The organism is Micromonospora sp. ALFpr18c (assembly GCF_008868155.1).
GTDB lineage: Bacteria > Actinomycetota > Actinomycetes > Mycobacteriales > Micromonosporaceae > Micromonospora.
This window is the reverse complement of record NZ_WBKR01000087.1, coordinates 1-24,958: the sequence shown is the minus strand read 5'-3', so window position 1 is coordinate 24,958 and position 24,958 is coordinate 1. Positions and strand designations below refer to the sequence as shown.

General features: G+C 71.8%; 28 protein-coding genes. 16 read left to right on the top strand and 12 right to left on the bottom strand.

The window, feature by feature from the left end; translation table 11 throughout:
* The coding region (locus tag F8271_RS33230; RefSeq protein ID WP_225854587.1) for a hypothetical protein at positions 1-193 on the top strand (193 nt) is incomplete at its 5' end.
* 5 nt (positions 194-198) lie between these two features.
* On the opposite strand, the gene F8271_RS17105 is transcribed toward F8271_RS33230, so the two are convergent.
* Together F8271_RS17105 and F8271_RS17100 are read right to left on the bottom strand one after the other, a co-directional pair.
* Positions 199-807: a type II toxin-antitoxin system HipA family toxin gene (locus F8271_RS17105; RefSeq protein WP_192580327.1), complete on the bottom strand. Its 609-nt coding sequence runs from the start codon at positions 805-807 to the stop codon at positions 199-201.
* Between the two features lies 1 nt (position 808).
* Positions 809-2,398: a DUF262 domain-containing protein gene (locus tag F8271_RS17100; protein ID WP_192580326.1), complete on the bottom strand. Its 1,590-nt coding sequence runs from the start codon at positions 2,396-2,398 to the stop codon at positions 809-811.
* A gap of 123 nt (positions 2,399-2,521) precedes the next feature.
* On the opposite strand from F8271_RS17100, the gene F8271_RS17095 reads away from it, so the two are divergent.
* Positions 2,522-3,106 (top strand): HhH-GPD-type base excision DNA repair protein, encoded by a 585-nt coding sequence (locus F8271_RS17095; protein ID WP_151490759.1) that lies wholly within the window; start codon positions 2,522-2,524, stop codon positions 3,104-3,106.
* 9 nt (positions 3,107-3,115) lie between these two features.
* On the opposite strand, the gene F8271_RS17090 is transcribed toward F8271_RS17095, so the two are convergent.
* Both F8271_RS17090 and F8271_RS17085 read right to left on the bottom strand, forming a co-directional pair.
* Positions 3,116-3,427: a hypothetical protein gene (locus tag F8271_RS17090; protein WP_151490765.1), complete on the bottom strand. Its 312-nt coding sequence runs from the start codon at positions 3,425-3,427 to the stop codon at positions 3,116-3,118.
* 13 nt (positions 3,428-3,440) lie between these two features.
* Entirely contained in the window at positions 3,441-3,728 is a 288-nt protein-coding gene (locus F8271_RS17085; protein ID WP_151490758.1) for a hypothetical protein, read from the bottom strand.
* 104 nt (positions 3,729-3,832) lie between these two features.
* Between F8271_RS17085 and F8271_RS17080 the strand changes: the two genes are divergently transcribed.
* On the top strand, positions 3,833-4,192 hold the full coding sequence (locus tag F8271_RS17080; protein ID WP_192580325.1) for a DUF3099 domain-containing protein: 360 nt from the start codon (positions 3,833-3,835) through the stop codon (positions 4,190-4,192).
* A gap of 30 nt (positions 4,193-4,222) precedes the next feature.
* Here the strand turns inward: F8271_RS17080 and F8271_RS17075 are convergent, their stop codons facing one another.
* Complete coding sequence (locus F8271_RS17075; protein WP_151490756.1) at positions 4,223-5,122, bottom strand: carbohydrate kinase family protein; 900 nt, start codon at positions 5,120-5,122, stop codon at positions 4,223-4,225.
* The gene (locus F8271_RS17070) at positions 5,119-6,054 is read right to left on the bottom strand and encodes a pseudouridine-5'-phosphate glycosidase (protein ID WP_151490755.1); all 936 of its coding nucleotides are present in this window, start codon (positions 6,052-6,054) and stop codon (positions 5,119-5,121) included. The genes F8271_RS17075 and F8271_RS17070 overlap by 4 nt, the downstream gene beginning before the upstream one ends.
* Positions 6,055-6,143: 89 nt before the next feature.
* Here F8271_RS17070 and F8271_RS17065 point away from each other — a divergent pair, with 89 nt between their 5' ends.
* The 3 genes from F8271_RS17065 to F8271_RS17055 all read left to right on the top strand — a co-directional run bounded on the left by F8271_RS17065 (position 6,144) and on the right by F8271_RS17055 (position 8,960).
* Complete coding sequence (locus tag F8271_RS17065; protein ID WP_007456912.1) at positions 6,144-6,362, top strand: DUF3039 domain-containing protein; 219 nt, start codon at positions 6,144-6,146, stop codon at positions 6,360-6,362.
* Positions 6,363-6,402: 40 nt separating this feature from the next.
* A complete protein-coding gene (locus F8271_RS17060) occupies positions 6,403-7,047 on the top strand; it encodes a trimeric intracellular cation channel family protein (RefSeq protein ID WP_151490754.1) in 645 nt (214 codons plus the stop codon).
* Between the two features lie 179 nt (positions 7,048-7,226).
* Positions 7,227-8,960, top strand: coding sequence for a DEAD/DEAH box helicase (locus F8271_RS17055; RefSeq protein WP_151490753.1), 1,734 nt, complete (start codon positions 7,227-7,229; stop codon positions 8,958-8,960).
* A gap of 217 nt (positions 8,961-9,177) precedes the next feature.
* On the opposite strand, the gene F8271_RS17050 is transcribed toward F8271_RS17055, so the two are convergent.
* Positions 9,178-9,411, bottom strand: coding sequence for a hypothetical protein (locus F8271_RS17050; RefSeq protein WP_030337431.1), 234 nt, complete (start codon positions 9,409-9,411; stop codon positions 9,178-9,180).
* A 245-nt stretch (positions 9,412-9,656) separates the two neighbouring features.
* Entirely contained in the window at positions 9,657-11,267 is a 1,611-nt protein-coding gene (locus F8271_RS17045) for an RNA polymerase sigma factor (RefSeq protein ID WP_151490752.1), read from the bottom strand.
* 502 nt (positions 11,268-11,769) lie between these two features.
* On the opposite strand from F8271_RS17045, the gene F8271_RS17040 reads away from it, so the two are divergent.
* Positions 11,770-12,600, top strand: a complete 831-nt coding sequence (locus F8271_RS17040; RefSeq protein ID WP_151490751.1) for an inositol monophosphatase family protein — start codon at positions 11,770-11,772, stop codon at positions 12,598-12,600.
* A gap of 4 nt (positions 12,601-12,604) precedes the next feature.
* Here the strand turns inward: F8271_RS17040 and F8271_RS17035 are convergent, their stop codons facing one another.
* Positions 12,605-13,120, bottom strand: coding sequence for a LytR C-terminal domain-containing protein (locus F8271_RS17035; RefSeq protein ID WP_192580328.1), 516 nt, complete (start codon positions 13,118-13,120; stop codon positions 12,605-12,607).
* 423 nt (positions 13,121-13,543) lie between these two features.
* Between F8271_RS17035 and F8271_RS17030 the strand changes: the two genes are divergently transcribed.
* Together F8271_RS17030 and F8271_RS17025 are read left to right on the top strand one after the other, a co-directional pair.
* Complete coding sequence (locus F8271_RS17030; RefSeq protein ID WP_007075406.1) at positions 13,544-13,840, top strand: DUF4193 domain-containing protein; 297 nt, start codon at positions 13,544-13,546, stop codon at positions 13,838-13,840.
* A 121-nt stretch (positions 13,841-13,961) separates the two neighbouring features.
* The gene (locus tag F8271_RS17025) at positions 13,962-14,759 is read left to right on the top strand and encodes a hypothetical protein (RefSeq protein WP_151490749.1); all 798 of its coding nucleotides are present in this window, start codon (positions 13,962-13,964) and stop codon (positions 14,757-14,759) included.
* An 18-nt stretch (positions 14,760-14,777) separates the two neighbouring features.
* Here the strand turns inward: F8271_RS17025 and F8271_RS17020 are convergent, their stop codons facing one another.
* The gene (locus F8271_RS17020) at positions 14,778-15,311 is read right to left on the bottom strand and encodes a DUF3093 domain-containing protein (protein WP_370461923.1); all 534 of its coding nucleotides are present in this window, start codon (positions 15,309-15,311) and stop codon (positions 14,778-14,780) included.
* An 83-nt stretch (positions 15,312-15,394) separates the two neighbouring features.
* Here F8271_RS17020 and dut point away from each other — a divergent pair, with 83 nt between their 5' ends.
* The 4 genes from dut (at position 15,395) to F8271_RS17000 (ending at position 17,843) form a co-directional block, all read left to right on the top strand.
* The gene (gene dut / locus F8271_RS17015) at positions 15,395-15,931 is read left to right on the top strand and encodes a dUTP diphosphatase (protein WP_151490748.1); all 537 of its coding nucleotides are present in this window, start codon (positions 15,395-15,397) and stop codon (positions 15,929-15,931) included.
* Between the two features lie 25 nt (positions 15,932-15,956).
* Positions 15,957-16,628: a DUF3710 domain-containing protein gene (locus F8271_RS17010; protein WP_151490747.1), complete on the top strand. Its 672-nt coding sequence runs from the start codon at positions 15,957-15,959 to the stop codon at positions 16,626-16,628.
* Positions 16,629-16,753: 125 nt separating this feature from the next.
* On the top strand, positions 16,754-17,134 hold the full coding sequence (locus tag F8271_RS17005) for an OB-fold nucleic acid binding domain-containing protein (RefSeq protein ID WP_151490763.1): 381 nt from the start codon (positions 16,754-16,756) through the stop codon (positions 17,132-17,134).
* A gap of 25 nt (positions 17,135-17,159) precedes the next feature.
* Positions 17,160-17,843 carry a DUF3159 domain-containing protein gene (locus tag F8271_RS17000; protein ID WP_151490746.1) on the top strand — a complete coding sequence of 228 codons (684 nt, stop codon included), beginning with the start codon at positions 17,160-17,162 and terminating at the stop codon, positions 17,841-17,843.
* A 40-nt stretch (positions 17,844-17,883) separates the two neighbouring features.
* Here the strand turns inward: F8271_RS17000 and F8271_RS16995 are convergent, their stop codons facing one another.
* Positions 17,884-18,573 (bottom strand): TrkA family potassium uptake protein, encoded by a 690-nt coding sequence (locus tag F8271_RS16995; protein WP_151490745.1) that lies wholly within the window; start codon positions 18,571-18,573, stop codon positions 17,884-17,886.
* 3 nt (positions 18,574-18,576) lie between these two features.
* Positions 18,577-19,242, bottom strand: a complete 666-nt coding sequence (locus tag F8271_RS16990; protein WP_151490744.1) for a TrkA family potassium uptake protein — start codon at positions 19,240-19,242, stop codon at positions 18,577-18,579.
* A 163-nt stretch (positions 19,243-19,405) separates the two neighbouring features.
* Here F8271_RS16990 and F8271_RS16985 point away from each other — a divergent pair, with 163 nt between their 5' ends.
* The 3 genes from F8271_RS16985 (at position 19,406) to dxs (ending at position 24,806) form a co-directional block, all read left to right on the top strand.
* A complete protein-coding gene (locus F8271_RS16985; RefSeq protein ID WP_151490743.1) occupies positions 19,406-21,496 on the top strand; it encodes an APC family permease in 2,091 nt (696 codons plus the stop codon).
* A complete protein-coding gene (locus F8271_RS16980; protein ID WP_225854586.1) occupies positions 21,489-22,778 on the top strand; it encodes a class I SAM-dependent RNA methyltransferase in 1,290 nt (429 codons plus the stop codon). Before F8271_RS16985 ends, F8271_RS16980 begins: the two co-directional genes overlap by 8 nt.
* Before the next feature lie 81 nt (positions 22,779-22,859).
* Positions 22,860-24,806 carry a 1-deoxy-D-xylulose-5-phosphate synthase gene (gene dxs / locus F8271_RS16975; protein WP_151490742.1) on the top strand — a complete coding sequence of 649 codons (1,947 nt, stop codon included), beginning with the start codon at positions 22,860-22,862 and terminating at the stop codon, positions 24,804-24,806.
* Positions 24,807-24,958: the final 152 nt, after the last annotated feature.

Genomic DNA, 24,958 nt, shown 5'->3' with positions numbered 1-24,958 from the left:
CCAACTACCGGCCCACCTCGCCGGCCTCGCCGCCCTGCTGATCCCCGAACGCCGGGAACGCACCTGCCCCCGCGCCGTCAAACGAGCCCGCCACAACAGCTACCGCGTCAAGAATCGCGACGAGCCGGCCAGCATCCGCCACCCAGACCCAGCCACCGTTCACATCTACCGTCTTCGACCCCACACAACATGATCAACTTAAGCTACGTGGCATTGACCCTTGACCTCATCCGCCCGCAGGAGATGCACCGCCGGCACCGGGAATCCGGCTGCAGCCAACCAGCTCATCGTCAGGTATTCGTTGGCGGGCAAGTCACGCAGACTCTGGTCGGGCAGCTTCACGATCCACCAACCGCCCTGTCCGCTCACCGGTACGGCGAGTCGGTCGGTCGAGATCGAATATTTGAGCTGCACACCGGCCAACGAGTGGCGCAGCGGATGGTCGAGCTGACCCGTCTCCGGAGGAAAGTCGTCCTCTGGCTCGCTGTCGGCGTGCACGGTGACGGCACCCGGCAGGTTGCTGCCCACTCTGAGGAGCAGGGTGAAGTCTCCTACTCTGCCGCCTCCGAGTTCACGAACGATCTGGCGACGCAGAGCGCCCTCGGGCAGCAGGTTGGCGAACCAGGGGGTCAGACCGACCCGGGCGCGTCGGATCGACCGGGGATCGTCCTCGAAGATCTGGCCGAGAACCCGGTGATTGGGCGAGGAGAGGTCATCGTCGTAGATGAATTCGGACCCACCCTGGTGAAACTGAAGTTCGCCGACCCGCCGTCCGTGTAGCCGCACCTCGGCTGTTGTTCCGGTCATGTCACGCGGCCGTTCGCAGTATGTCCGTGAGTGATCGTCCGTCTCGCGCCCCCCACTCGGCCATCCGATTGACGTGGCCGGTGATGGTCCGGGAGCACTCCTGAGCCCGCATCTCCAGGAAACCGGCCCAGTCGTCGCGCAGTGCCAGACGCCGGGCGTCATCGGTGATCAGGTGGCTGGCCGCGACGGCCGCGGAGGCGTCCACGAGGGCTGAGCGGGTGACGCGTTCCCCGGGGGGAAGCACGAAACGGTTGGCGATCGTACCCAGGGCGGAGCCGCTGCTGTCGGGCAGCAGCGGCCGTAACGGACTGCCCTGTTCCAATAGCCGGGAGATGTCGATGATCTCGCCGCTGTCGAGATCGCGTGGCTCGGCCGAGAGCAGTCCAAGAGTGTTGAGTTTGGTCATCGCATGATTGAAGTGGACCTTGTCCAACTCCGCCGAGAAGTCGGGGAAGGATTGCACCTGCCGCAACACGTTGGACGCAGCCGTCAGCGCGTCGGGTGCATCAACCGATTCCACCTGATTGCGGACGTCGGCAACGCTAATCCCACGGGCTCGTGTGCCCGCGACGGCACTGCGCCAGACCCAGCGTCGCAGCAAGGTCGCTGGTCGGCCGGCCGGTGCTCCGTGCAATCGAACGAACCGGACCAGGATCGGCAGTACATGTGAGTAGGGCAAGAGTCTAATGTGCGGGATGCCGCAATCGCCGCGCAGAAATTCGACAGCCTCCCGCAGCCGTGCGGCCACCTCCCGCAGCGTCTCCGCCGGGTCGTCCTGAGGGCCGAACTCCTGCCGGAAATCCTCTCGGAAGATGTCGCCACCCCGATACGCAAGGACGCAGCGCAAGGCCAGCCGGTCGTCGAGCGTTCCGAACCCGAGCGTGGCCGGAACCTGGCCGAGGCCATGCAAGCTGCTCAACTCGTCACCGACGGCACCGGTGTGCAACGCCTGAAAGACTTCGGACTTGGTGAGCCGCTTCCCTGTGGTGTTCATCCGGGTGAAGATTTCGAGGAGGGCCTCCTCATCCGCCGAGTGAACGATGTATGTCGGAATCTGGTACTCGCGTATCGCCTTTGCTGCCTGATCAGCGAGGGCGAGTTGATCCTCGGAAAGCCACTCGGAGTTGTCCCGCATCCACCGCAGCAGGACCGCAGTGTCCAGCAGGGAGCTGACCGGTACCCAGGAACGCGGCGGCCGTTGACGGTTGCCGATAGTGTGAAACTCGCCCGCGTCTAGGTCGAGATGGACCCGGAACCGCGGGTCGACCGAGCGGTCCGCCCGGGTCAGAGCACCAACGAGAGAGACGATGCGCTGCTGGCCGTCGACGACCCAAAGAGCTGCGGCCGTCTCGGGTGCCACAACTTCCAGCGGGCCGACCTGGAGGCGTTGCGCCGGCGCCGGACGCCGCCACAGCAGCAGGTTTCCGATCGGGAAGCCGCGTAACAGACTGTCGAAAAGTCGGACGATGTCCGCCGCTTCCCATTTGAAGGATCGCTGGAATGGCGGGATCCGCACCAGTCCGGCGGTGACGTCACGCACCAGATCCTCTGGCGTGCGGTACTCGACGCGGGGCCTCTCCAGGCTAGGCACGGTTACCTCCCTCCAAGGACTCACCGACAGTATCGGCAACATGTCTCCAGTCCCAGCTACGCGGCCGACGAAACCTGCCGACGTCAGGGCTGTTTCTCACCCCCGACCGAGCGAACGGGCAGGATGGTGCCCATGACGCTTGTGCTGCCCATCGACCCGGAGGCCAACCGGCTGCTGGAGCGCAGCCCGCTGGCTCTGCTCCTCGGCATGGTTCTCGACCAGCAGGTGCCGATGGAGAAGGCGTTCTCGTCGCCGTACGTGCTCACCCGGCGACTCGGCCACGACCTGGACGCGGCGGAGTTGGCCGGGTACGACCCGGAGGCGCTCGTCGCGCTGTTCGCCGAGCCTCCCGCGCTGCATCGGTTCCCGAAGGCGATGGCCGCCCGGGTGCAGGAGGTGTGCCAGGTTCTGGTGGACCGCTACGACGGCGACGCGGCGCTGCTCTGGTCGGAGGTCGCCGACGGGCCGCAGCTGCTGCGCCGGGTCTCCGAGCTGCCCGGCTTCGGTAAGCAGAAGGCGCAGATCTTCGTGGCGCTGCTCGGCAAGCGGTTCGGGGTGACCCCGCAGGACTGGCGGGAGGCGGCCGGCGGGTACGGCGACCCGGGCGCGTACCGGTCGGTGGCCGACGTCACCGACGCCGAGTCGCTGCGCCGGGTGCGGGAGTTCAAGCAGCAGGCCAAGGCGGCGGCGAAGGCCGCGAAGGGCTGACCCGGTCGCTCAGGCGGCGGTCGGGTGGGCCAGCGAGGCCAGCGCGCGCCGGACGTCGGCGAGCGACACGGTGGCGGAGTCGTCCAGGTCGGCCAGGCCGGCCTCGATCCACTGCCGCATCAGCGTGGTGACGCCGATGCCCCGGGCGTCGGCGGCGGCGCGTACCCGCTCGTAGGTGTCCAGTGGCAGCCGCACCGATCGGCTCACCATCGGCACGTCGGTGTCGGGGGTGGGCAGGTCCACCGCCGGGCTGTCGTCGATCAGGTCGGCGATGCGGTCGTCGCCGTTGTGGAACTGCTTGGTCGCGTCGTTACGGTGCATCGTCACGGCCTCCTCATCGGCGATGTCTCCGCACGGCCTCGTCGTAGCGCTTGGACTCGACGTCGCTCAGCTCACGGGCGGAGAGGATGTCCCAGTCGTTGTCGGTGCCATCGGCCTCGGCGAGCAGCACCGCCAGTCGGCGGCCCCGGCGGGCGGCGGCGTAGACCACCATCACGTCGTCGCCCAGGTGGCGGATCACCCGTCGGGCGCTGTGCAGCGCCTCCCAGACTTCCCCGGGTGTGACGTCGTAGACCCTCAGGTTGGCCAACGCCTCGTCGGTGAAGCTGAACCTGCTGCCCACATCGCGCAGCGTACCACGCGCGTAACACGCGCCGGGATGAGTCGAAGTTCGCTGATCACGGCCGCACGGTGACAGGATGAGGTGTATCCCCCTCGAGGAGGTCCATGGTGAAGCGGCAGGCATACCAGCCGATTCTGATCACCGACGCCTCGCGCAGCCAGCACGATCAGCTCACCAGCCGTCAGCGCCGCTATGTCCTGATGATGGGCATCCGGGTGGCCTGCATCGTCGCCGGCGCGATCCTGGTCGGCGCGAACGCCCCACTGCTGTGGCTCTGGCTGCCCCTGTGCGCCCTCGGCATGGTGCTCATCCCGTGGTTGGCGGTGCTGCTGGCCAACGACCGGCCGCCCAAGGAGGAGCACCGGCTGGCCAACCGGTTCCACCGGCGCCAGCGGGACGACACCCCGCCGATGAGCCTCACCGCCGAGGAGCGCCCGCACAAGGTCATCGACGTCGAACCCTGACCCGCGCCGCGCGGGCCAGGGTTCGCACACTCACGGCTGTGGCCGTGCGCCAGCGGTGGAGACGGCCAGCGCGCCCAGGTCGGTGGCGCGGCCCATCGCCGCCGTCGGGGTGGCGCCGGCGAGCCAGGCGGTGAGCAGACCGGCCGCGAAGGCGTCGCCCGCCCCGGTGACGTCCACCACCGCCACCCGCCGGACCGCGGCCACGCTGACCACCGCGCCCCGGTCCACCCAGACCGCGCCCGCCGCGCCGCGCTTCACCACGACCCGCCGGGCCGTCGCCGACAGCGCCCGCCCCTGCGCCGCCGGGTCCAGCCCACCGGCCAGCACCGTGGCCTCGTCCACGTTGACCAGCAGCAGGTCGACGTCGCGTACCCAGGCCAGGAACGCCGCCGGGCCGACCCGCCGCAGCGGCGCCGCGGACGCCGCGTCGACGCTGGTGGTGAGCCCGCGCTCGCGGGCGGCGGCCAACGCCCGCAGGCCCGCGCCGCGCGACCCGGCGTCCAACAGGGTGTACGCGGACAGGTGCAGATGCCCGGCGTCGGGCGCCGCCGCGAGGGCCGCCTCGACGTGCTCGGCGCTCAACCGCAGGTTCGCGCCCCGCTGGGTGACCATGGTGCGCTCAGCGTCGCCGGCCAGCACGATCACCGTGCCGGTGGGGGCGTCCTCGACGCGCTGCACCGCGCAGTCGACGCCCGCCCGGTCGAGTTCGGCCACCCGCTCCCGCCCCGCCTCGTCGTCGCCGACCGCGCCGACGAGCGTGACCGGCACCCCCTGCGCGGCGATCCAGGCGGCGGTGTTGGCCGCCTGCCCGCCACCACCGAAGCTGATCTCGGCGGAGGTGTCCGAACCCGCCGCGAGCGGCCCGGCCAGCACCGCGACCACGTCGGTGAGCAGGTCCCCGACGACGACCACCCGGGCCGCTCGGGTCATGCCGGAACGGCGGTGGTGCGGGCGGCCGAGGCGACCGCGATCCGCGCGGCCAGGTCGGCGTTGCGCAGGATGATCCGGACGTTCACCGCGAGGCTCGCGCCCTCGGTGGCCGAGTGGAAGTGCGCCAGCAGGTACGGGGTGACGGCCTTGCCGGTGACCCCGTCGCGCTCCAGCCGGGCCAGACCGTCGGTCAGGGTCCGGTCGTGCAGCTCCGGGTCGAGCTGCTCGTCCACCGGCAGCGGGTTGGCGACGATCAGGCCGCCGGTGTGCACGGCCAGTCCGTCGCGGGCGGCGAGCACGTCGGCGACCTGCTCCGGCGACTCCAGCGACCAGTCCAGGTCGAAGCCGCCGTCGGTCAGGTAGAAGCCGGGGAAGCGGCGGGTGCGGTAGCCGACCACGGCGACCCCGAGGGTCTCCAACCGCTCCAGCGTCGCCCCCACGTCGAGGATCGACTTGACCCCGGCGCAGACCACCGCGATCGGCGTCTGGGCCAGGGTGATCAGGTCCGCCGACTCGTCGAAGGTGTGCGTCGCCTCCCGGTGCACCCCGCCGAGTCCACCGGTGGCGAACACCCCGATCCCGGCGGCGGCGGCCACGGCACTGGTCGCGGCAACCGTGGTGGCGCCGTCCGCGCCGGTCGCGGCGGCCACCGCCAGGTCGCGGACGGAGAGTTTGCTCACTCCGTCGACGGTGGCCAGCTGGGTCAGCTGGGCGTCGTCCAGACCGACCACCAGCTCGCCACCGACCATGCCGATCGTCGCCGGGACGGCTCCCGCGTCCCGGACCGTCTGCTCGATCTCCCTGGCCACGCGCAGGTTCTCCGGCCGGGGCAGGCCGTGCGAGACGATGGTGCTCTCCAGGGCGACCACGGGACGGCCGTCGCGCAGGGCGTCGCCCACCTCGGTCCCGTAGCTGATGCGAAAGTCAGTCACACCGGGCACGGTACGGGGTCGAGCCCGCGCCGGCCTCAAGTGGACCCGGCCGTGATGACCTGCCAAACTTGACGGTTGGAGGTGCAGACGTGAGCACAGAGGTTCTCGAGCGTCCGGAGCTGAAGGACGCCGACACCGGTCCCGAGATGTTCCACTACGTCCGCAAGGAGAAGATCGCCGAGAGTGCCGTCATGGGCACCTTCGTCGTCGCTCTCTGCGGCGAGACCTTCCCGGTCACCAAGGCCGCCAAGCCCGGTTCGCCGGTCTGCCCCAAGTGCAAGGAGATCTACGACTCGTACCGCGAGTGAAGCCCGGCCGGCGACCCGGCCGGCGACGTAGCCTGCGGCGGTGACCACCTCCACCGCCCTGCTCCTCGCCGACCTCACCGGGGTGGCGGTCTTCGCCGCCTCCGGGGCCTCGGCGGCGGTGGCCAAGCGACTGGACCTGTTCGGCGTCGCTTTCGTCGGCTTCGTGGCCGCCCTCGGCGGTGGGATCTTCCGCGACCTGGCCATCGACGAGGTGCCGCCGCTGGCCTTCGCCGACTGGCGGTACGCGGGCACCGCCGCGGTCACCGCACTCGCCGTCTTCTGGCTGCACCCGCAGCTGGCCCGACTGCGCACCACCGTGCTGGTGCTGGACGCGGCGGGCCTCGCGCTGTTCACCGTGACCGGCACGCTCAAGGCGCTCGACGCCCGGGTGCCGGCCGTCGGCGCCTGCCTGATCGGCATGCTCACCGCGATCGGCGGCGGGCTCGCCCGGGACCTGCTCACCGCCGAGATCCCGGTGGTGCTGCGCCGGGAGATCTACGCGGTGGCCGCGCTGACCGGTTCGGTCGCGGTGGTGCTGCTGTATGTCGCCGGGCGGACCGGGCCGGCGCCGCTCACCGCGGCCGCCGTGCTGGTCTTCGGGCTGCGTCTGGTCGCGCTGCGCCGTCGCTGGTCCGCGCCGGTGGCGACGCTGCGACCACCACGCACCGGTGACCCGGAGTGGTGAGGCCGGTACTACAGGGGTGACGGATGTGACCAGCGTGGCGTCGCCTGGGCTGTGGGGCCCGCGCTGGTTATGCTGAGTCGGCCTTCGCGGCAGCTACTGCGCGGAGGCGTTTTCATGGGCGGCGGTACTCGTGGCCCTCGCCCGGGGTCCGCCATCGTGCGGTCGGAGAGGAGCTTCGCGTGGCAGCCCGGACGCCGGTGCTCGAGACGTTCCCGGCACTACGCGCCTGGCAGCGCAAGGCCCTGGTGGAGTACCTGCGCCGGCGCACCGAGGACTTCACCGCCGTCGCCACACCGGGCGCCGGCAAGACCACCTTCGCCCTGCGGATCGCCGCGGAACTGCTCGCCGACGGCACCGTCGAGGCGGTCACCGTGGTCGCACCGACCGAGCACCTGAAGAGCCAGTGGGCGCAAGCCGCCGCCCGGGTGGGCATCCAGCTCGACGCCGCGTTCCGCAACGCCGACGTGCACTCCGCGGCCGACTTCCACGGCGCGGTCATCACGTACGCCCAGGTGGGAATGGCCCCGCAGGTGCACCGGCGGCGCACCATGACCCGACGCACCCTGGTCATCCTCGACGAGATCCACCACGCCGGCGACTCCCGCTCCTGGGGAGACGGGGTGAAGGCCGCCTTCGAACCCGCCGTACGCCGGCTGATGCTCACCGGGACGCCGTTCCGCTCCGACGACAACCCGATCCCGTTCGTCAGCTACGAGCGCGGCGGTGACGGGCTGCTCCGCTCCCGGGCCGACTCGGTGTACGGCTACGCCGACGCCCTGCGCGACGGCGTCGTCCGGCCCGTGCTGTTCCTGGCGTACTCCGGGGAGACCCGGTGGCGGACCAACGCCGGGGACGAGCTGGCGGCCCGGCTCGGTGAGCCGATGACCCAGGACCTGGTGGCGCAGGCGTGGCGTACCGCCCTGGACCCGGCCGGGGACTGGATGCCGCAGGTCCTGCGGGCCGCCGACGCCCGACTCACCGTGCTGCGCAACGCGGGTATGCCCGACGCCGGTGGCCTGATCATCGCCACCGATCAGCAGACCGCCCGCTCGTACGCCAAGCTGATCGCGCAGGTGACCGGCGAGAACGCCGCCGTTGTCCTCTCCGACGACCAGGGTGCGTCCGCGCGGATCGCGACGTTCGCGGCGTCCGACCAGCGGTGGCTCGTCGCGGTGCGGATGGTGTCCGAGGGGGTGGACATCCCCCGGCTCGCGGTCGGCGTCTACGCCACCAGCGCCAGCACGCCGCTCTACTTCGCGCAGGCGATTGGCCGCTTCGTCCGGGCCCGCCGACCCGGGGAGACCGCGTCGGTGTTCCTGCCCAGCGTGCCGCACCTGCTCGGCCTGGCCAGCGAGATGGAGACCGAGCGGGACCACGTGCTCGGTAAACCCAAGGACTCCGACGGCCTCGACGACGACCTGCTGGAGCGGGCGCAGCGCGACGACCAGGCCAGCGGGGAGTTGGAGAAGCGGTTCGCCGCGCTCTCCGCCACCGCCGAGCTGGATCAGGTGATCTTCGACGGCGCGTCGTTCGGCACCGCCGCCCAGGCCGGCACCCCCGAGGAGGAGGAGTACCTCGGCCTCCCCGGGCTGCTCACCGCCGACCAGGTTTCGCTGCTGCTGACCAAACGGCAGGCCGCCCAACTCGCCGCCCAGCGCCGCCGTACCGCCGAGCGGGCCGCTCAGCCGGCCGCTGCGCCCACCGTGGCGCCGCCGGCACCTCTGAGTGCCGCCCAGCGCCGTGTGGCGCTCCGGCGCCAACTGAACGCCCTCGTGGCCGCCCGGCACCACCGCACCGGCCAACCCCACGGCAAGATCCACGCCGAGTTGCGCCGGCTCTGCGGCGGCCCGCCCAGCGCCCAGGCCACGATCGAGCAGCTTGAGGAACGCATCGCCACCGTCCAGACCCTCTAGACCCGCCCACCCCGCCGTCCCCATCCGGCGTTGATCCACTCGACTCCATGGAAGTCGCGGTATCCATCAGGCGTGGATACCGCGACTTCCACGAAACCGAGTGGATCACGGGGTCTGTCTGCTGGGCGCTGGGGCGCGGGCGTGCGACGTTCGGACAGAAAAAGCCGACCGGAGACACCCAGAGGGTGCCTCCGGTCGGCTATGTCGGTTTGCGGATTTAGTTCGCCATCAGATCGGCACCACGCCAGCTGAAATCGGGCTCCGTTGCGAACCGCTCGGTGATCTTCACGAGATCCTCCGCGTACTTGTTCGCGTGGTGCCCACAGAACACCAGCTCGCTCCCACCCGCCAGAGTGATCCGGAGCTTCCCGGCAGCATTGCAGCGGTCGCACCGTTCATCGGCGGCTGGGGGCGCCACCGTCTCGGGCGGCGGCGTGAGGGTCGGGGTCATCGCCTTCCTCCTCTGGTCGTCACCGATGAACAATCTCTTCGGTCGTTGCTCACCTATCGTGCAACACCCGTGCCGGGCCTTGCCTTCCCTGTGTGCCCGCGGGGGACCGAGGTCACACATGGCAGGGACAGTGTGCCGTGCACCCAGGGTGCCACGTCAACGATCACATTCGTGCATCCGGACGATCACCATCTGGTGTTGCACACCAGGTGGTCAAAACGACACGTTCGGTTGACGAAACCCGCTCAGTCCAGGTAATCCCGGAGAACCTGCGACCGGGACGGGTGACGCAGCTTGGACATCGTCTTGGACTCGATCTGCCGGATCCGCTCCCGGGTCACCCCGTAGACCTGGCCGATCTCGTCGAGCGTCCGCGGCTGACCGTCGGTCAGTCCGAAACGCAGGCGTACGACACCCGCCTCACGCTCGGAGAGCGTCTGCAACACCTGCTGGAGCTGGTCCTGCAGGAGTGAGAACGAGACGGCGTCGACCGCGACCACGGCCTCGGAATCCTCGATGAAGTCACCGAGCTGGCTGTCGCCCTCGTCGCCGATGGTCTGGTCCAGCGAGATGGGCTCCCGAGCGTACTGCTGGATCTCCAGCACCTTCTCGGGTGTGATGTCCATCTCCTTGGCCAGCTCCTCCGGCGTGGGCTCGCGGCCCAGGTCCTGGAGCAGCTCGCGCTGTATGCGGCCGAGCTTGTTGATGACCTCCACCATGTGCACCGGGATGCGGATGGTGCGGGCCTGGTCGGCCATGGCGCGGGTGATGGCCTGCCGGATCCACCAGGTGGCGTACGTGGAGAACTTGTAGCCCTTGGTGTAGTCGAACTTCTCCACGGCCCGGATCAGGCCGAGGTTGCCCTCCTGGATGAGGTCGAGGAAGGCCATGCCGCGACCCGTGTACCGCTTCGCGAGGGAGACGACGAGGCGGAGGTTGGCCTCCAGCAGGTGGTTCTTGGCGCGTTCGCCGTCGCGGGAGATCCAGCCCAGGTCGCGGACCATCTCCCGGACGAGCTTCTCCTCGCCCTCGTCGGCCGCGCGCAGCCGCTCGGCGGCGTAGAGCCCGGCCTCGATGCGCTTGGCCAGCTCCACCTCCTGCTCGGCGTTGAGCAGCGGGACCTTGCCGATCTGCTTCAGGTACGCGCGGACCGAGTCGGCGGAGGCGGTCAGCTCGGCGTCGCGCCGGGCCTGCTTGAGCGCCTCGGACTCCTCGTCGTCCCACTCGAAGTCGTTGTCGGTGGCGGAGGCGGCGGCGTCGGTCTCGGCGGCCTGGGCCAGCTCGGCCGGCTCCTCGACGACCACGTCCTCGATGGTGGCGGCGAGTTCCTCGGGGTCGATCTCGCCGTCGGCACCCTCGCCCTTGGCCTTGCCGGCGACCTTGGCCGGCTTGGCGCCGGCGGCCGCGGCGACGGTCGCCTTGGTGGCCCGGGTCGACTTGGTCGCCTTCGCCGGCGAGGCGGCGGCGACCTCGGCGGTGCTGCCGGCGACCTTGCGGGGGGCCGCCTTGCGGGGGGCGGGCGCCGACGGCGCCTCGTCGGAGGCGGGCGCCTGCTTCGGCGCGGGCGCGGCGGCCTTCTTGGTGGTCTTGGCGGTGGTGGCCCGGGACGCCGGCGTCGTGGAGCGGGCCGCGGCGACCCGGCGGCGGGTGCTCGCCGAGCCGTCCACCACTACGGTCACTCCCGCCTCGGAGAGCGCCCGCAGGATCTTCTTGGCCTGGGCCGGAGTCACCTCGGCGGACTCGACGGTGCGCGCGAGCTGGGCCGACGTGAGCTGACCACCGGCGCTCTGCGCGTGGGCGATCAGGGTGTCGGTGAGCGAGCGAACGTCGGCGCCGGTCTGGCGGGGTTCTGTCACGAATGACCTTCCGGAGGCGAAGAGCGGGCACGGCCGGGTCGTCCGGCACAGCATGGGTCAACCGGGCCGGGCGACGTGGTTGAGGGGCCCCCGTGTCCCGGGCCGGCCGGTGGTCGGCGGTCCGTGGCGCGTGGGCAGGGGTGAATTGTAACGCCGACTGCGGCGATCATCCTGCGCCGCACTGCGTAACGGCGGTGAGACCGCCGATTCGGCGCTGATGTGGACTTAGTAAGGATGATACTCGCGTACGGCGCGTGGGGCCTCCGTCGTCGTGGCCGGCCGCGGGCGGACCGGGCCCGAGGTGCCGGTTGACCAGCACGGACGGTTCTGGGGTGGTGGCGGTTCGGGTGCGGAGCGCGATGGTCGCAGGTGGATCGCGGTGGAACGGGCCGGTGCGCCGTGGACGGGGTCGGAGAGCTGAGCACCTAGCGCACATTACCAACACAAACCGGACATGCCGGCCATATGGCGCGCGGACGCTGACGTGTGGAAAGGGACAACCATGACCGGCTCGACGCCGACGCCGCAGGAACTGCTCACGATCGCGATCGACGTGGCCCGGAAGGCGGCCGACACCGCGTACCGGATGCGGGGCGAGGGGGTCGTGGTCGCCGCGACCAAGAGCACCCGCACCGACGTGGTCACCGCCGCCGACCGGGCGGTCGAGCGGCAGGTTCTCGACGCGCTGGCCACGCTCCGCCCCGACGACCCGGTGCTGGGTGAGGAGTACGGCGAGGAGAACGGTGGAGGTGCCACCGGCCCGACCGGCGGCGGGGTGCGCTGGATCGTCGACCCGATCGACGGCACGGTCAACTACCTGTACGGGTTGCCGCACTGCGCGGTCTCGCTGGCCGCCGAGGTCGACGGCGTGGTGGTCGCCGGAGTGGTGCGCAACGTGTTCACCGGCGAGGAGTGGACGGCCACCGTCGGCGGCGGCGCCTGGCGGGCGGGGCAGCGGTTGCGCTGCTCGACCGAGACCGACCTGGGGCAGGCGCTGGTCGCCACCGGCTTCGGGTACGACGCCGCCCGCCGGTCGCACCAGGCCCGGGTGGTCGCCGGGCTCATCGGTCACGTGCGGGACATCCGGCGACTCGGCGCCGCCGCCCTGGATCTCTGCCTGGCCGCCGAGGGGCGCGTCGACGCGTACTTCGAAAAGGGTCTGGCGGCCTGGGACCAGGCCGCCGGCGGCCTGGTGGCGAGCGAGGCGGGCCTGCGGGTGGCCGGCCTGCGGGGCCGGCCGGCCGGCCCGGACCTGGTGCTCGCGGCCCCGGAGGCCCTCTTCGCCCCGCTGCACGACCGCCTGGACGACCTGGACGCCGCGGGTGGCCCCTGAGCGGCTACTTCTTGGCCGGCATCGGGCAGGTGCCCTTGGGCGCCTCCGGCGCGCCCGAGTCACCGAGCGACTGGTTGACCTCGGTGGTGGTGGCCAACTGCTGGAAGCCGTTGCCCAGCACCACGTCCACCGTGTCGTCGGTGCGCTTCTCGTCGTAGCCCGGGTCGGCGTTGTTGAGGAAGTACGCCTGGAGCAGGTGCGCCGAGCCGACGCCCTTCGGGCCGTACCGCAGCACCGCGATGCCGTCGACCTGCTTCTTCTCGTTTGCGGTCTTCTTGACCTGGAACTGCCGGTTGCTGAACTCGTCGGCGACCGTGCGGGCGAGGCCGGGCTGGTTCGTGGCGTTGTAGACGTTGATTTTCACGTCCTTGCGCTCGCGCAGGGTCAGGTCCGCCAGCGGCCAGCCCTCGGGGCAGCCCGCGGCGGTGCCCGCCCCGCCCTGGCTGTCGCGGACCACGGCCACGACGACGAAGACCAGGGCGATGACCGCCAACAGGCCGACGACGACGAGGGCTCGCACTCGCGCAAAACTCATCAGGGCACTCCCCGGGACGTCAGGTGGGTGGCAACGATCTCTGACCGCCGGCCGTCGAATACGCCGCTGAGGTTAACGGTTGTCCGGCCGTCGCGTGGAAACAGTCCGACATGCCGGCGCGGCGACCGCGAAGCGGGTACTACTACCCCTATCTTCGTGTCGCCTGAGTCACATTGGGAACAACTTCGCGTGCGGGGGCGTACATCTAGGCCGCAAGGGCGGTATACATGCCTCGCCCAAGGGGGGGTAAGGTTCCGCGCTCGCAGGGGAGTCGCCCCAGCGGGCTCGACCCGTTCGGTCCCCGGGTCGGGTGCCCGACACAAGTGGTGGCCGGCCAACGGAACCGAAACAGCGTCGTCCGGCGTTACAACCGGGAAGCGACAACATCGATATGGGAGAGTGAAACCGATGGCCACCGACTACGACGCCCCGCGTCGCGACGAGGTCGACCTCGGCGAGGACAGCCTGGAAGAGCTCAAGGCCCGGCGCGTCGACTCACAGTCGGGCGCGGTGGACGTTGACGAGGCCGAGGTGGCCGAGAGCTTCGAGCTGCCCGGCGCCGACCTGGCCGACGAGGAGCTCACGGTCAAGGTGCTACCGATGCAGCAGGACGAGTTCCGGTGCGCCCGCTGCTTCCTGGTGCACCACCGCAGCCAGCTGGCGGTCGAGCGTAACGGCGAGCTGATCTGCCGCGAGTGCGTCTGACTCGCATGACACCAGCGGCGGCCTCCTGATCGGGGCCGCCGCTGCCGGTGTAGCCGTGCGACACAGGTGGGTACCTGCTTGACTCGTAACGGGTAGCCCACAGCACCGGGAGGTTCGACCCATGAGCGATCGAGGCGAGACCACCGACGGTGGCGCCGACGACCTCGGCGCCACCGTCGCCGCGTTGACCGCGGACGACATCGAGCCGGCCCGACGCCGCCAACTGCTCACCCGCATGGTGGGGCAGGCCCGCGCCCGGGGCATCGCCGACCTGTTCAAGCCCCGCGCCGCCGTGCGCTGGATGGTCGACACCGTCGCCGAGATCGCCCCGCACGTGCCGGTCCGTGACCTGGACACCCTGCGGGCACACTTTCCGGGGCTGGACGACGCCGCCCTGGCCGAGCGGTTGATCCGCAACGCGTCACGGACCACCGCCGCGATCGGCGCGGCCGGCGGGGGAGTCGCCGCCGTCGAGTGGGCCGTGGCACCGACCCTGCTCTCCGCGCCGGTGCTGCTCGCCGCCGAGACCGTCGCCGTGGTGGCGGTGGAGCTGAAGCTGGTCGGCGAACTGCACGAGATCCACGGCGTGGCGCTGCCGGGTGGTGGCAGCCAGCGGGCGGTCGCCCTGGTGCACTCCTGGGCCACCCAGCGCGGGGTCAACCCGATGGTGCCCGGTGTCGGGGTGGGCGCGGTGCTCGGCACCGCCGCCCGCAAGGAACTGCGGGACATGCTGCTGCGGCGCTTCGGGCGCAACCTCACCACCCTCGGACCGTTCCTCACCGGCGCGGCGGTGGCCAGCTTCCTCAACCGTCGGGCCACTCAGCAGATGGCCGAGCAGCTCCAGGTGGACCTCCGGCGCCGCGGCATCGCCCGACCGGCGCCACCGCCGGCCCTGCCCGGCCCGCCCACCGGCACCTGAGCGGGCGGCGGCGCGGGATCAGCCCGGCTCGCCGGCCGTACGGTCGGTGAGCGGCAGGGCGTCCCGCGCGGCCAGCACCGCCTCGGCGAACTCGACCGGGTGCCGGGTGCTCACCACCCAGAACGGGGTCGGATCGGCCGGATCGTCGAGGACCACCTGCACGGCGCCGCCGATCCACGGTCGCTGCACCACGAAGGCGAGCGGGTCGGCGCCCACCCCGAGCACCTCACGACGGCCGGCCGCGTCCAACGGGACCACGTCGGCCACGAAACGCACCGGCAACCAGGCGTCGTCCACCCGCAGCTCGCCGTCGGCGACCGCGACCCGGATCCGGCCCAACCACCACAACCCGGCCGCGGTGGCCGGCAGCAGCACCGCGAACGGCAGCCAGGCGCGCACGCCGGAGCCGCCCATCCAGATCTCGACGGCCAGCAGCGCGGCCGCCACCAGCCCCACCAGCCACAGCCACCAGGGCAGGTCCAGCCGTTCGGCGTACGCCGTGCGGGCCGCCACGGGCGGCTGACCGGCGGACGGGGAGGGCGACATGCTCACTCCTGCGAGGGTACGGCGCACGGCGGCCCGGCCAACCGGCAGGATGGCAGGGTCACCCCGTGAACCCGACGGAAGAGGGACCCGTGACCGACGTCGTACCCGTGCCCGTACGGCAGCTCGACGCCGAGCTGCCGCTGCCCACGTACGCCCATCCCGGCGACGCCGGTGCCGACCTGGTGGCGGCCGCGGACGTGGAGCTGCCGCCCGGCGGCCGCGCCCTGGTGCCCACCGGCGTCGCCATCGCGCTGCCGGAGGGGTACGTGGGCCTGGTCCACCCCCGCTCCGGGCTGGCGGCGAGGCTCGGCGTGACGGTGCTCAACGCGCCCGGTACGGTCGACGCCGGCTACCGGGGTGAGATCCTGGTCAACCTGATCAATCATGATCGGGACACGCCGGCGAAGATCTCCCGCGGCGACCGGATCGCGCAGCTCGTGGTCCAGCGGGTCGCGCGGGCACGGTTCGAGCCGGTGGCCGAGCTGCCCGGGTCCCGACGCGGGACCGGCGGGCACGGTTCCACCGGCGGACACGCCGGGCTGGAGCCGTCGCCGGCTGGTCAGGATCGGGTCGAACAGCGGTCGGGCGAGCCCGGACGTGGGCGCACGGAAGAGATGGCAGGGTGAGTGTGAACAGCGGAGGGTGGGCGCAGTGATCTTCTCCCGAAAGCGGGCCGGTGCCGGGCGGCAGACCCGCGACGAGCGGACCACCGAGGTCCTCGACCAGGGCGCCGAGGGGTCGGCGTCGGCGCTGGTGCGCGGCCCGTACGACATCTCCGAGGTCGACGACGACGTGCAGCGTCTCGACCTGGGCAGCCTGCACATCCCGGCGATCGCCGAGGTGGAGGTGCGGGTGCAGGCCGACCCGCAGGGCGTGGTCCAGCAGGTGGTGCTGGTGCACGGGGACAACGCGCTGCAGCTCGGCGTCTTCGCCGCCCCCCGGTCCGAGGGGATCTGGGACGAGGTGCGCGAGGAGATCCGCCAGTCGCTGCTGCGCGACGGCGCCGCCGCCCAGGAGGTCGAGGGCGAGTACGGCCCGGAGCTGCACGCCCAGGTGCGCACCCCGGACGGCCCGACCAACCTGCGGTTCGTCGGCGTCGACGGGCCGCGCTGGATGGTCCGTGGCGTGTTCCAGGGCCCGGTGGCGACCGATCCGGCCACCGCCGGCCCGCTCGCCGAGTGCCTGGACGGCCTGGTGGTCGACCGCGGGCAGGAGGCGAAGCCGGTACGCGAGCCGCTGCCGCTGCGGCTGCCCCGGGAGATCGCCGACCAGGCGGGCGCCGAGGACGGCTCCGCCCCCGCCGCCGAACCACGCCAGGTCTGACCGGCACGCACCGGCCCGCCGGAACCGGCCCCGTCGGCGTACGCTGGCGGCACGGTTCCGGCGTCGCCGGGGTCGGGCCAGTGCCGGTCGAGGCCGGTGAGCGTGGAGAGGGTGACGCGGAGGTCATGATGACCGACGAGGGTGGGGGGTCGCTGCGGCGCCTCCTGCAACGGTTCACCGCCAGCGAAGCCGAGATCGACGCGCAGGAGCTGCGCCGGGAGAGCGCCGAGTGCGGCGGCATCCCGGCCCAGATGTGCTCCCGGGGCCAGGTGGTCTCGGTCGCCGGTCGGCTGCGCACCGTGGTCTACACGCCGCGCACCAACCTGCCCACCCTCGAGGCCGACCTGTACGACGGCAGTGACGTCGTCACCCTGGTCTGGCTGGGCCGGCGGCACATCGCCGGGATCGAGCCGGGGCGGCACCTGACCGCGCGGGGCCGGGTGGCGATGCGCGACGACCGCAAGGTCATCTACAACCCGCACTACGAGCTGGATTCGCCGAAGTGACGGCGCTGCGGACGGAAGGCCGGCGATGACGACGGGACAGGACCGGGCGGCACAACCGGACACCGGCTCCGAGGACGACGAGCGACTGCCGACGATCGCCGAGCAGATGGCCGACCAGCTCGGCGGGTGGCGGGGGCTGGTCGAGTCCAGCATCCCGGTGGTGGTCTTCGTCCTCGCCAACATCATCGGCGAGCTGCGGCCCGCGGTGATCGCCTCGGTGGCCGTCGCGCTGTTGATCGCCGTGCTGCGGCTGGCCCAGCGCCGGCCGATCCGGCACGCGGTCAACGGCCTGTTCGGCGTCGGCGTCGGCGCGGCCATCGCCTGGCGTACCGGCGACGAACGGGATTTCTACCTCCCCGGCATCCTCTACGGCATCGGCTACGGCGTGGCCCTGCTCATCTCGGCGGCCATCCGGCAGCCCCTCGTCGGCTGGATCTGGTCGGTGCTGGTCGCCAAGGGCCGCTCGGAGTGGCGGACCGACCCGAAGCTGGTGCGGACCTTCACCCAGCTGACGGTGCTCTGGGGTGTGGTCTGGCTGGCCAAGGTGGGCGTGCAGGCCGGCCTCTACCTGGCCCACCAGGACACCGCGCTGGGCGTGGCCCGGCTGGCCCTGGGCTACCCGCCGTACGCGCTGCTGCTGCTGATCACCGTCTGGACGGTGCGCCGGGTCACCCGGGAGCCGCAACCGACCCCGCTGCCCGGCGCCTGAGCGTCGGCGCGGCCCGCACCGCCGGCCCCGGGGGGCGGGCTCACCGCGCCCCGCGGGTCCGTTCGACGCTGTCCGGGCCGAGGATCACCGCGCGGACCTCGTCCTCCACCTCGGCGGTGCAGACGAAGACCAGCTCATCCCCGGCCTCGATCGGGTCGTCCGGGCTGGGCACCAGGACCCGCTTGCCGCGCAGGATCGCCACCAGCGCGGAGTCGCGGGGCAGCGGCACGGCGTGGATGGGCTGACCCACGTAGGGCGCGGTCGGCGGCAGGGTGATCTCGACGAGGTTGGCCTCGCCCTGCCGGAACGTCATGAGCCGGACCAGGTCGCCGACGGTGACCGCCTCCTCGACCAGCGCGGCCATCACCCGCGGCTTGCTCACCGCGACGTCCACGCCCCACTGCTCGGTGAAGAGCCACTCGTTCTCGGCCCGGTTGACCCGGGCGACCACGCGGGGCACCGCGAACTCGGTCTTGGCCAGCAGCGACAGCACCAGGTTGGTCTTGTCGTCACCGGTGGCCGCGACGACCACGTCGCAGCCGGCGACGTTGGCCTCCTCCAGGCTGGCCACCTCGCACGCGTCGGCGAGTACCCATTCGGCGGCCGGCACCCGGTCCGGGCGCAGCATCTTCGGCTGGCGCTCGATCAGCATCACCTGGTGGCCATTCTCGATCAGCTCCTGGGCGATCGAGCGGCCCACGTTGCCGGCGCCCGCGATGGCGATCCGCATGGCTCAGTGCCCCCCTTCCGGCGGCGTCGCCGCCACCGACGTGACCGTCACCACGATGTCGTCGCTGACCAGCATGAACACCTGGTCACCCTCCTGCACGACGGTGGACGCGGTGGGCAGCGTGCCGATACCGAAGCGGATCAGGTACGCCACCCGCGCCCCGGACGCCTCCTCCAGCACGCGCACCGGCCGGCCGATCCAGTCCTTGTGCACGGGCACCTCGACGATCGACACGGTGCTCGTCGGGTCGCGGAAGATCTCCACGTTGCCCTCCGGCACGAGGTGCCGCAGCATCCGGTCGGCCGTCCAACGGACCGTCGCCACGGTCGGGATGCCCAGCCGCTCGTAGACCTGCGCCCGGCGCTGGTCGTAGATCCGGGCCGCCACCCGGGACACGCCGAACGTCTCGCGGGCCAACCGGGCCGAGATGATGTTGGAGTTGTCGCCGCTGGAGACGGCCGCGAAGGCGTCCGCCCGCTCGATGCCGGCCTGCCGCAGCACCTCGCCGTCGAAGCCCGCCCCGGTCACCGTGATCCCGGCGAAGTCGGGGCCGAGCCGGCGGAAGGCGTCGGCGTCCTGGTCGATCACCGCCACCGAGTGCCCCCGGGACTCCAGGCTGTGGGCGAGGGTCGACCCGACCCGGCCACAGCCCATGATCACGACGTGCACGCTGTCCCTCCCAAGGTGCGTACCGCTCCGCTGCCGGTGGCCTGACGAGTGCGAGCCTGCCACGTCCGGATGCCCAGCGGGGACCGACCGTACCCTGCCGCGCGGATCGGCCACGATCGCCCACCCCCACGCTCCCACCGTGGTGGTCGTACCCTTGGCGTTCGTGGCCAGTCCCACTTCGCAACTGAAGCGCCTGCTCCTCGGTCGACCGTTCCGGTCCGACCGGCTGCAGCACACCCTCCTGCCAAAGCGCATCGCGCTGCCCGTTTTCGCCTCCGACGCGCTGTCCAGCGTCGCGTACGCGCCCGACGAGATCCTGCTGACCCTCTCCATCGCCGGCGCCTCCGCGTACGTCTTCTCGCCGTGGATCGCCCTGGCCGTGGTTGTGGTGATGCTCACGGTGGTCGCCAGCTACCGGCAGAACGTGCACGCCTACCCTTCCGGGGGAGGTGACTACGAGGTCGCCACGGTCAACCTGGGCCCGCGGTTCGGTGTCGGGGTGGCCAGTGCCCTGCTGGTCGACTACGTGCTCACGGTGGCGGTGTCGGTCTCCTCCGGGGTGGCCAACCTCGGCTCGGTGGTGCCGTTCGTGGCCACCCACAAGGTCCTCATCGCGGTGCTCGCGGTGGTGCTGCTGAGCGCGGTGAACCTGCGCGGTCTGCGCGAGTCGGGCACGGCGTTCGCCATCCCGACGTACGGCTTCGTGATCGTGATGGCCGGGATGCTGCTCACCGGGCTGGTCCGGGTGTTCGTGCTGGGTGACGACCTCCGCGCGCCGAGCGCCGATCTGGTCATCCAGGCCGAGCACAGCGTGACCGGTTTCGCGCTCATCTTCCTGCTGCTGCGGACGTTCAGTTCGGGCGCCGCCGCGCTCACCGGCGTCGAGGCGATCTCCAACGGGGTGCCGGCGTTCAAGGCCCCGAAGAGCCGTAACGCCGCCACCACCCTGCTGCTGCTCGGCGGCATCTCGGTGAGCATGCTGGTCGGGATCATCTGGCTGGCCCGGCTCACCCACCTGCAGTTCGTCGAGGATCCGGCCCTGCAGATCGTCTCCGGCCCCGAGGGGTACGTGCAGAAGACCGTCACCACCCAGCTCGGCGAGACGGTCTTCGGCTCCGGGTCGATCCTGCTCTACGTGGTGGCCGGCGTGACCGCCCTGATCCTGTTCCTGGCCGCGAACACCGCCTTCAACGGCTTCCCGGTGCTCGGCTCGATCCTCGCGCAGGACCGCTACCTGCCCCGCCAGTTCCACACCCGGGGCGACCGGCTGGCGTTCTCCAACGGCATCGTCTTCCTCGCCCTCTTCGCGATCGTGCTGATCGTCGGCTTCCAGGCCGAGGTGACCCGGCTCATCCAGCTCTACATCGTCGGGGTCTTCGTCTCGTTCACCGTCTCCCAGGCCGGCATGATCCGGCACTGGAACCGGCGCCTGCGGACCGAACGGGATCCCGAGGCGCGCCGCCGGATGCAGCGGTCCCGGGCCATCAACACGTTCGGTACGGGCCTGACCGGCACGGTGCTGGTGATCGTCCTGATCACCAAGTTCCTGCTCGGCGCGTGGATCGCGATCGCCGCCATGGCGGTGATCTACGTGTTGATGCTGGCCATCCGCCGGCACTACGACCGGATCGCCGTCGAACTGACCCCGCCGGACGAGGGCCGTGCCGTGCTGCCCGCCCGCAACCACGCGATCGTGCTGGTCAGCAAGCTGCACCAGCCGACCCTGCGGGCCATCGCGTACGCCCGGGCCACCCGGCCGGACACGTTGACCGCCGTGACGGTCAACGTGGACGAGGAGGACACCCGGGCTCTGCAGGCCGAGTGGGAACGTCGGGAGATGGCCATCCCGCTCACCGTGATCGACTCGCCGTACCGGGAGATCACCCGCCCGATCCTGGACTTCGTCGCCTCCACCCGCCGCAAGTCGCCCCGGGACGTGGTCACCGTCTTCATCCCGGAGTACGTGGTCGGCCGCTGGTGGGAGAACCTGCTGCACAACCAGAGCGCGCTGCGTCTCAAGGGCCGCCTGCTCTTCGAACCGGGGGTGATGGTGGTCAGCGTGCCGTGGCAGCTCGCCTCGACGGCGAGCAAGAACCTGGACCGGCTGGACGCCACGTTGTCCCGGACCCCGGCGCGTGGCCCACGGATCGGCCTGCGCGGCCCGGTGCCGCCGGACGTCCCGCCGGTGGTCTCCGCGCCGGCCGGTGGCGGCGGCGCGGTCGACCGTGGCCAGGGCGGGGCCGACCGTGACTGAGGCGGGCGTGGGTGCTGCCGCGACGTCGGCGGCACCGGAGCGTGGGCTGGCCGAGGCGGAACGCGTCGAACTCACCGTCGACGCCGTCGCGCCCGGCGGGCACTGCGTGGCCCGGGTCGACGGGCAGGTGGTCTTCGTCCGGCACGCCCTGCCCGGCGAACGGGTCCTCGTCGAGGTCACCGAGGTGCACCGGGGGTTCGTCCGGGCCGACGCGGTGACCGTGCTGGACGCCTCGCCGGACCGGGTCGAGCCACCCTGCCCGTACGCGAAGCCGGGCGCCTGCGGTGGCTGTGACCTGCAACACGTCGCTCCGGACGCCCAGCTGGCGTGGAAGGCCGCCGTGGTGCGCGAGCAGCTGGTCCGCCTCGGCGGGCTGACCGACGCCGACCTGGACCGGCTCGGCGTCCGCGTCGAGGCGCTGCCCGGTGGCCTGCTCGGCTGGCGCTCGCGGGTCCGCTACGCGGTGGACGCCGCGGACCGGGCCGGGCTGCTCAAGCACCGCTCGCACGAGGTGGTGCCGATCGACCGTTGCCGGATCGCCCACCCGGCCATCCAGCAGCTTCCGGTGCTCACCCCGACCGGGGCGCTCTGGCCCGCCGCCGAGGCGGTGGAGACCGTCGCCAGCAGCGGCGGCGACGTGACCGTCGCGCAGGTCCGGGACGGTGTGTCCACCCCGGTGAGCGGGCCGTCCGAGGTCCGCGAGGTGGCCGCCGGCCGGGACTGGACGCTGCCCGCGTCCGCCTTCTGGCAGGTGCACCCCGCCGCGGCGGACACCCTCACGACGGCCGTGCTGGAGCTGCTCGACCCGCGCCCGGGCGAGGTGGCCTGGGACCTCTACGGCGGCGCCGGGCTGTTCGCCGCGGCCCTCGCCGGCCGGGTCGGCGACGCCCGGGTCACCCTGGTCGAGTCCAGCCGGGACGGGGTGGACGCGGCCCGGGCCAACCTGGCCGACCTGCCCCACGTCGAGGTGGTCGCCGCCCGGGTGGAGACCGCGCTGGCCCGCCGCCGGATCACCGGCCCGGTCGACGTGGTGGTGCTCGACCCACCGCGCTCCGGCGCGGGCGCCCCGGTGGTGCGCGACATCGTCGCCGCCGGCCCGCGCGCCGTCGCGTACGTGGCCTGTGACCCGGCCGCCTTCGCCCGGGACGTCCGCACGTTCGCCGACCTCGGCTGGCGGCTGGCCGCGCTGCGCGGCTTCGACCTGTTCCCGATGACGCAGCACGTCGAACTGGTCGGGCTGCTGGTCCCGGCGGACGAGAGCCGGCCAGGGATCCGTGCCTGAGCAGGCGCTCAGCCGCCCGGTACGGCTCGGGAGGCTCGGGTCGGGCTGCGGAGTACCGGGCGGCCGATAGACTCTCCGGTCATGAGCGTTGAAGAGGACACGGCCAACCACGGTCGGTTGCTGGGGACGGTCCGCGGTCCGCAGGACGTCAAGCGGATGTCGGGCGAGGAATTGGACGTTCTCGCCGCGGAGATCCGGGACTTCCTGATCGCGAAGGTCTCCCGCACCGGCGGGCACGTCGGGCCCAACCTCGGTGTGGTCGAGCTGACGCTGGCCATGCACCGCGTCTTCGACTCCCCCCGCGACCGGCTCCTGTTCGACACCGGCCACCAGGCGTACGTACACAAGATCCTCACCGGACGCCAGGCCGGCTTCGACAAGCTCCGCCAGCGCGGTGGCCTCTCCGGCTACCCCAGCCAGGCGGAGAGTGAGCACGACCTGATCGAGAACTCGCACGCCTCCACCGCGCTCTCCTACGCCGACGGCCTGGCCAAGGCGTACGCGCTGCGGGGCGAGGCGCGCAGCGTCGTGGCCGTGGTCGGTGATGGCGCGCTCACCGGCGGCATGTGCTGGGAGGCGCTGAACAACATCGCCACCGCCGGCAACTCCCTGGTGATCGTGGTCAACGACAACGGCCGGTCCTACTCGCCGACCATCGGCGGCCTCGCCGACCACCTCTCGTCGCTGCGGCTCAACCCCGGCTACGAGAAGGTCCTCGACACCGTCAAGGACGCCCTCGGCTCCACGCCGCTGGTCGGCAAGCCGATGTACGAGGTGCTGCACGCGGTCAAGAAGGGCATCAAGGACGCCGTCGCCCCGCAGGCGATGTTCGAGGACCTCGGCATCAAGTACGTCGGCCCGGTGGACGGGCACGACGTGGCCGCGGTCGAGTCGGCGCTGCGCGCCGCGAAGAACTTCGGCGGCCCGGTGATCGTGCACGCCGTCACCCGCAAGGGCTACGGCTACCGCCCGGCCGAGGAGGACGAGGCGGACTGCCTGCACGGCCCCGGCAGCGCCTTCGACGTGGAGACCGGCGCGCTGCTGGCCGCACCCTCGGTCAAGTGGACCCACGTCTTCGCCGACGAGCTGCTGGCCGTCGCCGACGAACGACCGGACGTGGTGGGCATCACCGCCGCCATGGCCGAGCCGACCGGCATCGCGAAGCTGGCCCGCAAGTACCCCGCGCGGGTGTACGACGTCGGCATCGCCGAGCAGCACGCCGCCACCTCGGCGGCCGGGCTGGCACTCGGTGGCCTGCACCCGGTGGTCGCGGTCTACGCCACGTTCCTCAACCGCGCCTTCGACCAGGTCCTGCTGGACGTGGCGATGCACAAGCTGCCGGTGACCTTCGTGCTGGACAGGGCGGGCATCACCGGCCCGGACGGCCCCAGCCACTACGGCATCTGGGACATGTCGGTGTTCGGGGTGGTGCCCGGTCTGCGGATCGCCGCACCCCGCGACGCCGCCACGCTGCGCGAGGAACTGCGCGAGGCCCTTGCCGTCGACGACGGCCCGACCGTGGTGCGCTTCCCGACCGGCGCGGTCGCCGCGGACCTGCCGGCGCTGCGCCGGGTCGGCCCGGTCGACGTACTGGCCGAGTCGGCGCGTACCGACGTGCTGCTGGTCGCCGTCGGCTCCTTCGGGCAGATGGGCATGGAGGTGGCCGCCCGCGTCGCCGAGCAGGGCTACGGGGTGACGGTCGTCGACCCTCGCTGGGTGCGCCCGGTTCCGGCGGAACTGGTCGAGCTGGCCGCCAGCCACCGGCTCGTGGTGAGCGTCGAGGACGGCGTACGGGTCGGCGGGGTGGGCGACGCGCTCGCCCAGGCGATGCGCGACGCCGACGTCCGGGTGCCGTTGAAGGACCTGGGCGTACCGGCCGACTGGCACCCGCACGGCACCCGCGCGCAGATCCTCGCGGACCTGGGCCTGACCGCGCAGGACGTGGCCCGTGACGTCACCGGCTGGATCTCCAGCCTGGACGCCACCCCGGACCGCCTGACCCCGTCCAGAACCGCAGCCCAGAACTAGACCACGACACACCAACGGCGGGCGCCTCCTACGAGGGCGCCCGCCGTCGTCGTCCCATGCCCGTCTTTTGCGTCGTCGATCATGAAGTTGTGGTGCCCCGCGAAAGGTGTGAATCACCACCTACCGCCCACCACAAGTCCATGATCGACGCA